This window comes from Herbaspirillum rubrisubalbicans (assembly GCF_003719195.1).
GTDB lineage: Bacteria > Pseudomonadota > Gammaproteobacteria > Burkholderiales > Burkholderiaceae_D > Herbaspirillum > Herbaspirillum rubrisubalbicans.
On sequence record NZ_CP024996.1, the window covers coordinates 4,634,499 to 4,649,082 of the forward strand.

Annotated in this window: 13 protein-coding genes and 1 tRNA gene; 10 read left to right on the plus strand and 4 right to left on the minus strand. The window is 61.7% G+C overall.

From position 1 onward, the window contains the following. Positions 1 to 137: 137 nt before the first annotated feature. The 4 genes from RC54_RS20605 (at position 138) to rapZ (ending at position 3,392) form a co-directional block, all read left to right on the plus strand. Complete coding sequence (locus tag RC54_RS20605) at positions 138 to 767, plus strand: hypothetical protein (RefSeq protein WP_058896712.1); 630 nt, start codon at positions 138 to 140, stop codon at positions 765 to 767. Between the two features lie 179 nt (positions 768 to 946). Beyond that, entirely contained in the window at positions 947 to 1,420 is a 474-nt protein-coding gene (locus tag RC54_RS20610) for a PTS sugar transporter subunit IIA (protein WP_058896713.1), read from the plus strand. A 67-nt stretch (positions 1,421 to 1,487) separates the two neighbouring features. Then, a complete protein-coding gene (hprK, locus tag RC54_RS20615; protein ID WP_006465120.1) occupies positions 1,488 to 2,426 on the plus strand; it encodes an HPr(Ser) kinase/phosphatase in 939 nt (312 codons plus the stop codon). Between the two features lie 102 nt (positions 2,427 to 2,528). Next, complete coding sequence (rapZ, locus tag RC54_RS20620) at positions 2,529 to 3,392, plus strand: RNase adapter RapZ (RefSeq protein ID WP_061790310.1); 864 nt, start codon at positions 2,529 to 2,531, stop codon at positions 3,390 to 3,392. A gap of 68 nt (positions 3,393 to 3,460) precedes the next feature. On the opposite strand, the gene mutY is transcribed toward rapZ, so the two are convergent. After that, positions 3,461 to 4,603: an A/G-specific adenine glycosylase gene (gene mutY / locus RC54_RS20625; RefSeq protein ID WP_061790295.1), complete on the minus strand. Its 1,143-nt coding sequence runs from the start codon at positions 4,601 to 4,603 to the stop codon at positions 3,461 to 3,463. After that, entirely contained in the window at positions 4,600 to 5,421 is an 822-nt protein-coding gene (gene mutM / locus RC54_RS20630) for a bifunctional DNA-formamidopyrimidine glycosylase/DNA-(apurinic or apyrimidinic site) lyase (RefSeq protein ID WP_061790296.1), read from the minus strand. Before mutM ends, mutY begins: the two co-directional genes overlap by 4 nt. Positions 5,422 to 5,608: 187 nt before the next feature. Between mutM and RC54_RS20635 the strand changes: the two genes are divergently transcribed. From RC54_RS20635 to RC54_RS20660, 6 genes are all read left to right on the plus strand, one after another. Then, positions 5,609 to 7,411 (plus strand): tetratricopeptide repeat protein, encoded by a 1,803-nt coding sequence (locus RC54_RS20635; RefSeq protein WP_061790297.1) that lies wholly within the window; start codon positions 5,609 to 5,611, stop codon positions 7,409 to 7,411. Continuing rightward, on the plus strand, positions 7,408 to 8,031 hold the full coding sequence (gene lolB, locus RC54_RS20640; RefSeq protein ID WP_061790298.1) for a lipoprotein insertase outer membrane protein LolB: 624 nt from the start codon (positions 7,408 to 7,410) through the stop codon (positions 8,029 to 8,031). The genes RC54_RS20635 and lolB overlap by 4 nt, the downstream gene beginning before the upstream one ends. 44 nt (positions 8,032 to 8,075) lie before the next feature. After that, entirely contained in the window at positions 8,076 to 8,945 is an 870-nt protein-coding gene (gene ispE, locus RC54_RS20645) for a 4-(cytidine 5'-diphospho)-2-C-methyl-D-erythritol kinase (RefSeq protein ID WP_058896718.1), read from the plus strand. Positions 8,946 to 9,029: 84 nt separating this feature from the next. Next, positions 9,030 to 9,106 (plus strand) — tRNA-Gln (locus RC54_RS20650). Positions 9,107 to 9,235: 129 nt separating this feature from the next. Continuing rightward, entirely contained in the window at positions 9,236 to 10,186 is a 951-nt protein-coding gene (locus RC54_RS20655) for a ribose-phosphate pyrophosphokinase (RefSeq protein ID WP_058896719.1), read from the plus strand. A gap of 136 nt (positions 10,187 to 10,322) precedes the next feature. Next, on the plus strand, positions 10,323 to 10,931 hold the full coding sequence (locus tag RC54_RS20660) for a 50S ribosomal protein L25/general stress protein Ctc (RefSeq protein WP_058896720.1): 609 nt from the start codon (positions 10,323 to 10,325) through the stop codon (positions 10,929 to 10,931). 74 nt (positions 10,932 to 11,005) lie between these two features. Here RC54_RS20660 and RC54_RS20665 read toward each other — a convergent pair whose 3' ends face one another. Continuing rightward, positions 11,006 to 12,820, minus strand: coding sequence for a M61 family metallopeptidase (locus RC54_RS20665; RefSeq protein WP_061790299.1), 1,815 nt, complete (start codon positions 12,818 to 12,820; stop codon positions 11,006 to 11,008). 199 nt (positions 12,821 to 13,019) lie between these two features. Further along, entirely contained in the window at positions 13,020 to 14,483 is a 1,464-nt protein-coding gene (locus RC54_RS20670) for a glutamate synthase subunit beta (protein WP_061790300.1), read from the minus strand. Positions 14,484 to 14,584: the final 101 nt, after the last annotated feature.

The following is a 14,584-nucleotide window of genomic DNA, read 5'->3' on the forward strand; positions in this document are numbered from 1 at the left end:
CCATTGCAGTCCATCCCTTCGCGGATGAGCTTGCCTGCCACGCCTCCGTTTTTCTTCAACACCGCATGACCCCGTTCCTGCTTCCCGGCTTAGGCCAGCAATGCATGGGACGACTGCTTTTTGCTTCTACAACAACCATGACAACCACCTCCCAGCTTCGGCGCCAGGCCGCTTTTTCTTCCGCTTCCTTTTCCACGCTGACCTCCCTGCTGCGCCGCTCGGCCCTGCTCGGGGCGACCGCGCTGGCCCTGGCCCCGGCCGCCCGTGCCGATGACAACCAGTACAGCCTGTGGCAACAGACCAAGGACCATGCCGCCAATATCTGGAACCAGGGCGATGGTGCCCTCTATCTTTCCGGCGTGGCGCACCACGGCCGCAGCACCTACACCCACGAAAAGCTCAACGAACTCAATGAACACGCCTGGGGCCTGGGCTATGGCAAGACCCTGCGCAATGAGCGGGGCGACGATGAGTCACTGTATGGTTTCGTCATCAAGGATTCGCACCGCCATCCGCAATACATGGCCGGCTATGCCTATGAATGGGTGTTCCCGATCGCCAAGACCGGCCTGGAGCTGGGCCTGGGCGGCACGGCCATGCTCATGAGCCGCCAGGATTACTTCCACAGCGTCCCCTTCCCGGTGCCGCTGCCACTGGCCTCCATCGGTACGCAAAAAGCCAAGATCATGTTCGCCTACGTGCCGCGTTTGTCGTCCAACAAGAACAATGGCGATGTGCTGCTGATCTTCGGTCGTATTGAAATGTAAAAATGTAATCCCGGCAACAAGTTGCTGTTTATCATCGACATCCAGGCCAGAGCCGTCCTCAAATCCCGGCTTTCGGCCTGAATTCACCTCCTGTTCAGCGCTTTCAAAGCGTTCCGCCCTCCCCAAACAAGCCTATAATCCTGCTCAAAGCTTCAGCCTGTGGCAATTCCTTGAGCGTCATGACTAATCTCGCAAAAATCCTGTCTCCAGAAAACGTGGTTCTGGATCTGGAAGTTTCCAGCAAAAAAAGAGCTTTCGAACAAGCCGGCCTGACTTTCGAAAACAATAGCGGCATCGCGCGCTCTACCGTTTCCGAAAACCTGTTTGCCCGGGAGCGTCTCGGTTCGACCGGACTGGGTCATGGCGTGGCCGTGCCTCATGGTCGCATCAAAGGCCTGAAGTCGCCGCTGGCGCTGTTCATGCGGCTGGCCGCACCGATTCCCTTCGAGTCGCCCGATGGCCAACCGGTCAAGCTGCTGGTGTTCCTGCTGATCCCGGACAATGTGACGCAACAGCATCTGGAAATCCTCTCGGAAATCGCCGAGATGTTTTCCGACGACGCCTTCCGCAACGAACTCGCCATCGAGACCGATCCTGCCGTGGTACACGCCCGCATCGTGACCTGGCAGAGTTCGATGGAAAAGACTGGCTGAGTCCTGATCCCCGAGTCCTTCAGCAGCCGCGCACGCGCTATCCAACCGCCAGCAGAACCGGATCTACATGCCCACTTATTCCGCGTTGTCGATACAGCAGCTCTACGAAGAAAACCGTGAATCCCTGCAACTGGGCTGGTTTGCCGGCTTCCCCGGCGGCGAGCGCCTGATCTCCGGCGATGCCGTCTCGGCCTCCGACCAGGTGGGCCACCTGAACCTGATCCACCCGGGCCGCCTGCAAGTGTTCGGCCATCAGGAAATCGAGTATTACAACCGCCTCTCCAACACCTCGCGCGCCTACCAGACCGCCGAGCTGGTGGCCGGCGAGCCCCCGGCCTTCATCATCGCCCAGGGCCTGTCCACCCCGCCCGATCTGCTGGCGGTGTGCGACGAAAAGAATATTCCACTGTTTTCCACACCGCTGCCGGCGGCCCAGGTGATCGACTACCTGCGCGTGTACCTGTCCAAGAAGCTGGCCCAGCAGATCACCATGCATGGGGTGTTCATGGACGTGCTGGGAGTGGGCGTGCTCATCACCGGCGAATCCGGGCTGGGCAAGAGTGAACTGGGGCTGGAACTGATTTCGCGCAGCCACGGCCTGGTGGCCGACGATGCGGTGGAGTTCGCCCGCATCGCCCCCAACATGATCGAAGGCCGCTGCCCGCCACTGCTGCAGAATCTGCTGGAAGTGCGCGGCCTGGGCCTGCTGGACATCAAGGCCATCTTCGGCGAGACCGCCGTGCGCCGCAAGATGCGTTTGAAGCTCATCGTGCACCTGGTCCGTCGCAGCACCCTGGAAGAAAACTACGAACGCCTGCCGCTGGATGCGCAGTACGAAGAAGTGCTGGGGCTGCCGATCCGCAAGGTGGTCATTCCTGTTGCGGCCGGTCGCAACATCGCGGTGCTGCTGGAGGCGGCCGTGCGCAACACCATCCTGCAACTGCGTGGCATCGATACACTCAAGGAATTCATCGAGCGCCAGCGGCGCGCCATGAACGGCGAATAGCGCCGCCCGGGCGGCTTTCCCGCTTGACGGGAAAACTTTAGGCGACATTTCGGCATACCTGTGACGCCACGCATTGACAGACGATGCGTTATGATTGCCAGCATGAGAATCGTTCTGATCACCGGCATTTCCGGCTCCGGCAAATCGGTGGCACTGCATGTGCTGGAAGACGCCGGCTATTTCTGCGTCGATAATCTCCCGCCTTCCCTGCTCTATGAGCTGGTGCAGACCCGCATCAAGGAAGGCGACCACCGGCTGGCCGTGGCCATCGATGCCCGCAGCGCCGATTACCTGGAGACGCTACGCGTGGACATCGCGCAATTGCGCACCGATGGACATGACGTCAAGGCCTTCTTCCTGACCGCCTCCAACGACACCCTCATCACCCGTTTTTCCGAAACCCGCCGCAGCCATCCGCTGTCGCACCGTCTGCTGCCGGGACGCAATCCGGCCGACCCGCTGACACTGACCGAATGCATCGCCATCGAGAAGGACATGCTGGGCGACCTGCAGGATATCGGGCTGGTGATGGACACCTCGCAGCTCAGTTCCAACAAGCTGCGCCGCTGGATCAAGGAACTGGTGGACCTGGAACGTTCGCCGCTGACCCTGCTCATCGAATCCTTCGGCTTCAAGCATGGTTTGCCGCTGGATGCCGACCTGGTATTCGACGTGCGCATGTTACCCAACCCGCACTACGATGCCGCGCTGCGCCCACTGACCGGACGCGATGCGCCGGTGATCGAATTCCTGGCGGCCTATCCCGAGGTGGCCGACATGTTCAACGATATCCGCGGTTTCGTCGAAAAGTGGCTGCCCGCCTTCAAGAACGACAATCGCAGCTACCTGACGGTGGCCATCGGCTGCACCGGTGGCCAGCATCGCTCGGTCTATCTGGCTGAACAACTGGCCAGTCACTTCCGCGCAACTGAACAGGTAGTGTGCAGGCACCGCCAACTGAACTGACAGGTGCCGGGCACTGAACTGTCAGGTGCCCGACATCCAACTGTCAGGTCATCCAATCAATCATCCGATCAGACCGCAGCCAGCAGATCATCGCTGCGCAAGACCCCCAGCAAGAGCTTCTTGACCGGCGCCGGCAAGGGCGCGTCGGCCAGCTTGCGCGTTGGATACCATACCAGACCGCGCTCGGCGATGTGCAGGGTGCGGCTTTTCAGGGCCACCTGGAAGGGTGCGACGTGCAGCTTGAAGTGGGTAAACACATGCGAGAACGGTTGCAGCTTGCGACAGCCTTCCAGCTCGCCATAGGGCGCCACCAGGGTCCGCACGGCGCTGTCGAAGCGCACTGCATCGCTCACGCCGATTTCCGGCAAGGACAACAGGCCGCCCCAGATACCGCTATCAGGCCGCTGCTCCAGCAAGACATCCGCGCCCTGGGTGATGACCAGCATCACCGTTTCCTTCTCCGGTACTGCCTTCTTGGGCTTGCTCACCGGCAGCTCGCCCACGCGATCCTCGGCCAGCGCCACGCAGCGCCCGGCCAGCGGGCAACGCCCGCAGGAGGGCTTGCCGCGCACGCACAGGGTGGCGCCCAGGTCCATCAAGCCCTGGGTATAGGATTCGATATCCTCGTCAGGCAGCAGCGCCACGGCGCGCAGCCATAGCTTGTCCTCGATAGGCTTGGCGCCCGGATAGCCATCGATGCCGAACACCCGCGCAAAGACGCGCTTGACGTTGCCATCCAGAATGGCGGCACGACGACCATAGGAAAAGGCGGCGATGGCCGCTGCCGTGGAGCGACCGATGCCGGGCAGCTCGGCCAGCAGCGCCGGATCATCCGGGAAACGCCCGCCATATTGCTCCACCACCCGCTGCGCACACTTGTGCAGGTTGCGGGCGCGAGTGTAATAGCCCAGTCCGCTCCAGAGCGCCATCACCTCTTCAGAGGGGGCGGCAGCCAGCGCGAAGACATCCGGGCAACGTTCCAGGAAACGCTGGTAGTAGGGAATCACGGCCGCTACCTGGGTCTGCTGCAACATGATTTCGGAGAGCCAGACGCGATAGGCGTCCCGCGTATTCTGCCAGGGCAGCTGGTGGCGACCATGCTGTTTCTGCCAGGCGATGACGGCGGCAGCAAAGGAGGGATCTTCATATTGCTCGCCAGTGGCATCGCCCGGGGCCGCCGTCTTGCGGCGCGATTCAACAATGCCCTTCATTTCTGGCAACTCACGCAATAGAAGGTGGAGCGCTGGCCCTGCTTGATCTGGCGAATCGGCGTGGCACAGATGCGGCAAGGCTCGCCGGTACGGTTATAGACAAAGTAATTCTGCTGGAAGTAACCCGACTGCCCATTGACCGCGATGAAGTCGCGCAACGTGCTGCCACCTTGCTCGATGGCCGCCGCCAGGGTTTCGCGGATGGCCTCGACCAGGCGCTCGTAGCGCGCCAGGCTGATCTTGTAGGCCGGGGTCTTGGGGTTGATGCGGGCCTTGAACAGGCTCTCCGAGGCATAGATATTGCCCACCCCCACTACGATGTCGCCCGCCAGCAGCACCTGCTTGATGGGCGCGCTGCGACCGCGCGTCTGCTGGAACAGCGCGCGTGCGCTGAACTTGTCTTCCAGCGGCTCCAGGCCCAGGCTGCGCAGCAGCAGGTGTTCCTCGATGTGGCCATCGGCCAGGTCGTGCCAGAGAATGGCGCCAAAGCGGCGCGGGTCGGTCATGCGCATGACCTGGCCACCGACTTCCAGATCGAAGTGGTCATGCTTTTGCGGCGCGATGCCCGGCGGCAGGATGCGCAGGTGACCCGACATGCCCAGGTGCACGATGAGCGTGCCATGGTCGAAATGGATAAGCAGGTATTTGCCGCGCCGTCCGGTGCTGCGGATCACGCGACCAGCCAGCAGGGCCTGCAGACCGCTCGGGAAAGGCCAGCGCAGGCCGGTATGGCGCATGACCACGCCGCTGACGATCTGGCCCTCCAGGTAGGGGGCGACCCCGCGACGGGTGACTTCGACTTCTGGTAATTCTGGCATTGGCTTGCGGATAAGGGGCGACGGGCGGGAAGCTGCATATGATAATGCACTTGCCGAAAACAAGACCTGAAGCTGCGCGTGCAACCTGGGCGCGGAAGCTTGTCAAAGATGGATTACACTGCGCTGTCAGCAAAGCCACGTTTGTTGCGCGTAAAATCGAAACTCTCCGAATCGTCAGGATCAAATCTTGAAAAAAACCATCGCCCTCCTCACCAGTTCCCTGCTGCTGACGGCCTGCTCGAGCTTCCAGCAGCCCGGCGACAAGGCGAACGCCCAGGCGGCCCAGGATCAGAAGACCGCCGCCGCCAAGGCGGGCAACCGCAAGAAGGCGCCCAAGGCCAAGGTACAGCCGCAGGAAGATGCGCTACCGGCCGTGGAACTGACCGAGGACATCCTTTACAAAGTCCTGACGGCTGAAATCGCCTTCCAGCGCGGCCAGTGGCAATCGGCCTATGTGACCATGCTGTCGGCGGCCCAGCAGACGCGCGACCCGCGCCTGGCCAAGCGCGCCGCCGAGATGGCCGTGGCTGCACGCCAGGCGGGCGAAGCGCTGGTGGCGGTGCGCCTGTGGACCGAACTGGCGCCGCATTCGGATGAAGCCCTGCAGAACTACCTGGGCCTGATCATGCTCTCGGACAGCGTCGATGAAATCGAGCCGCTGCTGACCCAGCGCCTGGCCGACGCCGCCCCGCAGGCACGCGGCCCCATGATCATGCAAGTCCAGCGCCTGCTGGCGCGCGCCAAGGACAAGAAAGCCAGCTACACCATCCTGCAGAACATCACCAAGCCCTATGGCGACCTGCTGGAAACCCACCTGGCGCTCGCGCAAGGCGCCTTTGGCCTGGGCGACGCCGCTACGGCCCAGCGCGAAGCCGCCACCGCCCTGAAGATCAAGCCGGACTCGGAACTGGCCGTGCTGACCGCCGCCCAGGTGGCCTCCACCAATGCCGACGCCACCAAGCTGGTGACCGACTTCCTGCGCAAGTACCCGGATTCGCGTGAAGTGCGCGTGGCCTATGCCCGCAGCCTGGTCGAACAGAAGGACTACAAGCAAGCCCGCACGCAGTTCGAGACGCTGTTGAAGGAAGACGGCGAAGACGCCACCACGCTCTTTGCGCTCGGCGTGCTCTCGGCCCAGACCGACCAGTTGAAGGATGCCGAATACTACCTGCAGCGCTACCTGCAGGTCCTGTCGGCGCAGCCGGAAGATGACCGAGACCCCAGCCAGGCACTGCTGCTGCTCTCGCGCATTGCCGAAGAGCGGCGCGACCTCGATTCGGCCCTGCGTTACCTGGACCAGGCCGAACCCGGCAGCGAAGGCTACGTCAACATCCAGGTGCGCCGCGCCCAGTTGCTGGCCCGCAAGAACGACATCGATGCTGCCCGCAAGGCACTGGAGGATGCGCAAGCCGACTCCAACAACGATGGCGAGCAACTGCAGTTGATGCTGGCCGAGTCCAGCCTGCTGCGCGACGCCAATCGCAACCAGGAAGCAGCCGACGTGCTCAAGGGCGGCCTGCAGCGCTTCCCCAACAATACCGACCTGCTCTACGACTATTCCATGGTCCTGGAAAAGCTGGGCAAGTACGACGAGATGGAAAAGGCGCTGCGCCGCGTGATCCAGCTCGCACCCGGCAACCAGCAAGCCTACAACGCTCTGGGCTATTCGCTGGCCGATCGCAACGTGCGGCTGCCGGAAGCGCTGGAATTGATCCAGAAGGCCGCCGACATGGCCCCTGAAGATCCTTTCATCGCCGACAGCCTGGGCTGGGTGCAGTTCCGCATGGGCCGCACCGAGCAGGCCGAAGCCCAGCTGCGCCGCGCCTATGGCTTGCGCCCCGACGTCGAGATCGGCGTACACCTGGGTGAAGTGCTGTGGGCCAACGGCAAGCAGGACGAAGCACGCAAGGTGTGGCGCGAAGTCAGCCTGAAGGAACCCCAGAACGAAGTCCTGAAGAGCACGCTGGCGCGTCTGAATGTGAAGTTATGAGCAAAACATGTGCTTTTGCGAGGGCCACTACCCTCTGCGCAGCCGCTCTGCTGGGCGGCTGCGCGACGGTGTCGCAGGATGCGGTTCCCACCGGTACCGCCGCTGCGGCCTACCAGAACAACATCGAGATCGATGGCCGCATCTCGGTCCAGTATGAACAGGATCAGCGCCCGCAATCCCTGCATGGCAGCTTCTTCTGGAAGCAGACCGCGCAGGAGTTGAACCTGGAAATGTTCTCGCCGCTGGGCCAGACGGTGGCCACCATCAACGTCAAGCCCGGCATCGCCACCCTGGTGCAGTCGGGCCGCGCACCGCAGGTGGCTGCCGATGTCGATGCCCTGGCTGCGCAATCGCTGGGCTGGCCCTTGCCGGTCTCGGGGATGCGCCAGTGGCTGCAAGGCAGCGGCGTCGATGCGTCTGGCCGTCCCTTCGTGGCCAAGGCCGGAGAGGATGACACCAGCTACAGCACCCGCGATGGCTGGCGCGTCACCTATGCCAACTGGGAAACCGATGCCGCCAGCGGCCAGACCCGGCCCAAGCGCATCGACCTGAGCCGCAATACCAGCCAGGCCGGCAAGGTCTCCATCCGCATCGCCATCGATGGCTGGAAGCAGCCCTGAGCCTGTCCATCTCCACCGCCCTATCCCGGATAAACGCACCACGCATGAGCACCACCCTCACCGCCTGCCCGGCGCCGGCCAAGCTGAACCTGTTCCTGCACGTTACCGGTCGCCGCCCGGATGGCTATCACCTGCTGCAATCGGCCTTCCAACTGATCGACCGCTGCGACACGCTGGACTTTTCGCTGCGCGAGGATGGCCGGATCGTGCGCACCAATGAAGTGCCCGGCGTGCCGGCCGAATCGGACCTGGTCATTCGCGCCGCCCACCTGCTGCGCCAGGCCAGCGGCCAGCCTCACCTGGGCGCTGACATCACTGTGCACAAGGTATTGCCCATGGGTGGCGGTGTTGGTGGCGGCTCTTCCGACGCCGCCACCACGCTGATGGTCTTGAATCATCTATGGAAATGCGGCTACAATCGCGCCTCGCTGATGAAGATGGGCCTGCAACTGGGGGCCGATGTTCCCTTCTTCCTGTTCGGCCGCAATGCATTCGCCGAAGGTGTGGGTGAAGAATTGTCGGCACTGCGTACTGCGGATTGCTGGTACGTGGTGATCGAACCGGGTGTATCTGTTCCGACTTCAATAATTTTTTCATCAAAGTTGTTGACAAGAGATACCAAACCCGTCAGAATAACGGACTTTCCTGATGCGACGAAACAAGTTGCTTCCAGCTTCGGGAAGAACGATCTGGAAATGGTGGCAACCGCGCATTTCCCCGAAGTTGCAGCAGCAGTCGAATGGCTGGGCAAGTTCGGAAATGCAAGAATGACCGGATCTGGCGCCTGTGTGTTTTGTGCATTCGAACACGAACATGAGGCAGACGAAGTGATCAAGCAATTGCCTTCGCGCTGGATCGGCTGGAAAGCCAAAGCGATGCAGGAACATCCGCTCGCCCATTTAGTGCAGTCGTAAAGAGAATTGAAAATTGAGAATTAGTTTGACGAAGACGCAGCGCCTGATGATGAGCGCGCCGACACGGCAAACAGCAAGTTGCGTAGGGGAATCGCCAAGCTGGTTAAGGCACCGGATTTTGATTCCGGCATTCCAAGGTTCGAATCCTTGTTCCCCTGCCATTTAATTCGGACAGGCCTTTGAATCAGGCCCGGGTCCAGTCAGAAAAATAAGCCGTCAATGTGAGACCGAACAAGTCTAGCATTGTCGGCTTTTCGACTTTTTAACGATTGCATTCCAGGGATACCCATATGGCACTTGAGAACCTGATGGTTTTTACGGGCAACGCCAACCCCGAACTGGCGCGCGGCGTCGCTGAGAAACTCGGTATCCCGCTGGGCAAGGCCAACGTTTCCAAGTTCTCTGACGGCGAAGTCATGGTCGAGATCAATGAAAACGTTCGCGGCAAGGACGTCTTCGTGCTGCAGTCCACCTGCGCACCGACCAATGACAACCTGATGGAAATCATGATCATGGTCGACGCCCTGAAGCGCGCATCGGCCGGTCGCATCACCGCCGCCATCCCCTACTATGGTTATGCCCGCCAGGATCGTCGCCCGCGTTCGGCGCGCGTGGCGATCTCGGCCAAGGTGGTGGCCAACATGCTGCAGGAAGCTGGCGTCGAACGCGTGCTGATCATGGATCTGCACGCCGACCAGATCCAGGGCTTCTTCGATATTCCGGTGGACAACATCTACGCTTCGCCCATCCTCTTGGGTGATCTGGTCAACAAGAACTACGAAGACCTGCTGGTGGTCTCGCCCGACGTCGGTGGCGTGGTGCGCGCCCGTGCGCTGGCCAAGCGCCTGAACTGCGACCTGGCCATCATCGACAAGCGTCGCCCCAAGGCCAACGTCTCCGAAGTGATGAACATCATCGGTGAAGTCGAAGGTCGCAACTGCGTCATCATGGACGACATGGTCGACACCGCCGGCACCCTGACCAAGGCCGCCGAAGTGTTGAAGGAACGTGGCGCCAAGAAGGTGGTGGCCTATTGTACGCACCCGGTGCTATCGGGTCCGGCCATCGACCGCATCGCCAATTCGCCGCTGGATGAACTGGTGGTCACCGACACCATCCCGCTGTCGCCGGCGGCACGCGGCTGCCCCAAGGTGCGTCAGTTGACCTGCGCCGACCTGCTGGCCGAGACCTTCAAGCGCATCACCAAGGGTGACTCGGTGATGTCGCTGTTTGCTGAATAAGATTTGCATTCGCCTCGCTGCAGTGTTCGGCAGCGAGGTTTTTTCGTATTCCCTGGTCGCGGGGAATATTTACCTCACGGGGCAACCGTCCATGGAATGATTCCACGATGAGCCCCGCCAACATTGGAGTTATCAAATGAAAGTGATCGCCTTTGCGCGTAATGAACAGGGCACCGGAGCGAGCCGCCGCCTGCGTCGCGCGGGTCAAACCCCCGGTATCGTCTACGGTGGCACTGCTGCCCCGCTGAACATCGCCGTTGACCACAACGCTCTGTACCACGCTCTGAAGAAGGAAACCTTCCACTCGTCCATCCTGGACCTGGAAATCGATGGCAAGGTCGAGCAAGTGCTGCTGCGTGACTTCCAAGTCCACGCATACAAGCAACTGGTCCTGCACGTGGACTTCCAGCGCGTGGACGCTTCCCAGAAGCTGCACACCAAGGTGCCCCTGCACTTCGTGAACGCTGAAGTCTCGCCGGCCGTCAAGCTGCACGGCGGCATCATCAGCCACGTCGCTGCTGAACTGGACGTGACCTGCCTGCCCAAGAACCTGCCTGAGTTCATCGAAGTCGACCTGTCCAAGCTGGACGTCGGTCAATCGATCCACCTGGGCGACCTGAAGCTGCCCAATGGCGTGACCGCCGTGACCCAGGAAAACCTGACCATCGCCACCGCCACCGTGCCGGCTGGTCAAGTGGCTGCTGAAGGTGAAGCTGCTGCTGGCGGCGCTGAAGAAGCCAAGTAATTCGCTTTTTCCGCTGCAAGAAAAAACCCGCCAATGTGAATTGGCGGGTTTTTTTACGTCTTCTCGCTAGCCACTCAGGCCTTGCCCTGACCATCCGGTTGCAGCCACGCCAGACGCCGGCGCACCACCGCCACCGGCTTGCCCATGGCGCTGAGGCTGACCTGCGGAGCGCTATCGGCTTTGAGCCTGACGCTGAATTCCATCAGTTCGTCACGGCGGAAGGCGTGGATGCGCACGGTGTCGTTCAAGCGATAACGCGCCAGCAAACCATCCGCCCCCGAAGCCGGCACCCGCAGGCCATCGATGGCCACCAGCTTGTCACCGGCCGACAGTCCCGCCTGCATCGCCGGGCCGCCTTCATACACGGCCGCCAGCTTGGCATCACCGCCCTCCTTGCCGATGCGCGCACCGAGCCAGGGCTTGGCATCCGCAGGCAGGCAGGCATCGTAGGCGACGCCAAAGGCCGGCAACAGGTCTTCCAGCGGCACATCCTCGGTGCCGCGGATATGGCGGTCATAAAAGCGCTTCAGGTCGGCGCCGCTCAACTCTTCCATCACGGCCAGGATCTCGTCTTCTGCTACGCCCTGCTGCTTGCCGTGGTAGAAGTCGCGTCCATAGCGCGTCCACAAGCCGCGCATCACGTCATCCAGCGAACGACGGCCACGGGTCTGTTCACGGATGCTCAGGTCCAGCCCCAGCGCCACCAGCGAACCCTTGGTGTAGTAGCTGACGATGGCATTGCTGGCGTTTTCATCCTGGCGGTAATACTTGACCCAGGCATCGAAGCTGGACTCGGCCACACTCTGCTTCTTGCGGCCGGTGCCACGCAGCACGCCGGTGATGGTCTTGCCGACCAGTTTCAGATATTGCTCGGTATCGATCACACCGGTACGCACCAGGAACAGGTCGTCGTAATAGCTGGTGAAACCTTCGAAGAGCCATAGCAGCGAGGTGTAATTTTCCTGGCGCAGATCGTAGGGGGCGAACACCGCCGGTTTGATGCGCTTGACGTTCCAAGTGTGGAAATACTCATGGCTGCACAAACCCAGGTAGGTGCGGTAGCCATCGCTCTGCTCCGGCTTGCCCTTGACCGGCAGGTCGGCGCGCGCGCAGATCAGTGCGGTGGAGGCGCGATGCTCCAGGCCGCCATAGCCATCGCCCACGGCCAGCGTCATGAAGACGTAGCGGTCCATGGGCGCGCGCTTGCTGCGCGGCTCGAAGAAGGCAATCTGGGCTTCGCAGATCTTCTTGAGGTCATCGCACAGGCGCGCCAGGTCCAGGTTGGGTACGCGACCGGTGATGACCACGTCATGTGGCACGCCATGGGCCTGAAAGCTGGCCAGGGCGAAGTCGCCAAGCTCTACCGGATGATCGATCAATTCATCATAGTTCTGCGCCACGTAGGTGCCGAAGCCATAGCGCTTGGCCTTGAGTTCGGACATCGCGGTGGCCACGCGCCAGCGCTTGAAGTCCTCGCCTGCGGGGCGGCGGATGTCCACCACGTGCGGGCCATCTTCGAAACCATGGGCGGCCAGGAACACGCTGGTGCCATTGAAGAAGCCATGGGTGCGATCCAGGTGCGCGGTGCGTACCGACAGATCCCAGGCATAGACCTGATAGTGCAGCGTCAGTGCGCCCTTGCAGGGAGCGGCTTGCCAGGTGTGCTTGTCGCGCTTTTTGACGGCCACCTTGCGGCCATTGGACTCGCCGCGCAAGGTCACGATGTTCTTGCCGAATTCGCGGATCATGTAACTGCCCGGGATCCAGGCCGGCAGCGAGAACACCTGGCCATCGGCGGCCGGGGTATCGACGGTGACCGTGATGTCGTAGAGATGAGAGGCGGGATCGAGGGAAGTGATGCTGTAGCGGATTGGGGTGGGGGTGGCCATTGCGGTGCGAACTCGGGATGGTGCCGGCGTGCGGCGATGGGCCATTTTACACTTGCACCCCGTTGCCATGTCGCGCCTGCGCGCAGACGAAAAAAAGCCCGGACCGACTTGCGTCGACCCGGGTCCAGAGTCACACGAACTACACTGTCATACGCTTTAAATCATATAAATCATTTACCGCAGTTCGGCGAGCCGCCTATCAGCGCGGCAGCAGTGAAGAACCCATCAAGAACTCATCCACCGCCCGTGCACACTGGCGACCTTCGCGAATCGCCCACACCACCAGCGACTGACCGCGGCGCATGTCGCCGGCGGCGAAGACCTTCTCCACCGAAGTCTTGTAGCAGCCTTCGCCATCGGTGGTGGCCTTGGCATTGCCGCGGGCATCCTTCTCGACGCCGAAGGCGTCCAGCACCTGCTGCACCGGCGAGACAAAACCCATAGCCAGCAGCACCAGGTCGGCCTTGATCTCGAATTCCGAATCCGGCACTTCGACCATCTTGCCGTCCTTGAACTCGACGCGTGCGGCGATCAGCTTCTCGACCTTGCCACCCTTGCCTTCCAGGCGCTTGGTGGTGACCGCAAAATCGCGCTGGCAACCTTCCTCGTGCGAGGAAGAGGTGCGCAGCTTGATCGGCCAGTAAGGCCAGACCAGCGGCTTGTTTTCCGACTCGGGCGGCTGCGGCATCAGTTCGAACTGGGTCACCGAAGCAGCACCGTGACGGTTGGAAGTACCCACGCAGTCCGAACCGGTGTCGCCACCGCCGATGACGACCACGTTCTTGCCGGTGGCCATGATCTGGTTCTTGAGCTTGTCGCCGGCATTGACCTTGTTCTGCAGTGGCAGGAAGTCCATGGCGAAATGCACGCCCTTCAGTTCGCGGCCCGGTACCGGCAGGTCACGCGGAGACTCGGCGCCACCGGCGATGACCACGGCATCGAATTCCTTCTTCAGTTCTTCAGGCGTGACGGATTCCTTGGACCAGTTGTTGACGGTCTCGGGGAAATCCTTGCCGACGAACACACCGGTGCGGAAGGTCACGCCTTCGGCCTTCATCTGTTCCACGCGCAGGTCGATGTGCGACTTTTCCATCTTGAAGTCAGGGATGCCATAACGCAGCAAGCCGCCGACGCGGTCATTCTTTTCAAACACGGTCACGTCATGACCGGCGCGCGCCAGTTGCTGGGCAGCGGCCAGGCCGGCAGGACCGGAACCGACCACGGCGACCTTCTTGCCGGTCTTGAGGGCGGCCGGTTGCGGCACCACCCAGCCGTTTTCCCAGCCCTTGTCGATAATGAAGTGCTCAATCGACTTGATGCCCACGGCGTCGTTGTTGATGCCCAGGGTGCAGGCTGCTTCGCAGGGAGCCGGGCAGATGCGGCCGGTGAACTCGGGGAAGTTGTTGGTCTGGTGCAGAGTGTCCAGGGCTTCCTTGTAGTTGCCCCGATAGACCAGGTCATTCCAGTCGGGAATGATGTTGTTGACCGGGCAGCCGTTGTTGCAGAAGGGGATGCCGCAGTCCATGCAACGTGCGCCCTGGATCTTGGCGTCGGCGTCGCTCAAGTGCAGGACGAACTCCTTGTAATGCTTGGTGCGCGCGGCAGGCGCCTCGCTGGCCTCTTTCAGGCGCTGGTACTCCATGAAACCGGTTGCTTTTCCCATTTTCCTCTCACATTCTCGCTAAGGATTGCGGCGGGCTGCGCTCTCACTCTGGGTGGCGCCACGCCCGCCGGCGTGCTTGATTGATTAGTCTGATCACTGCC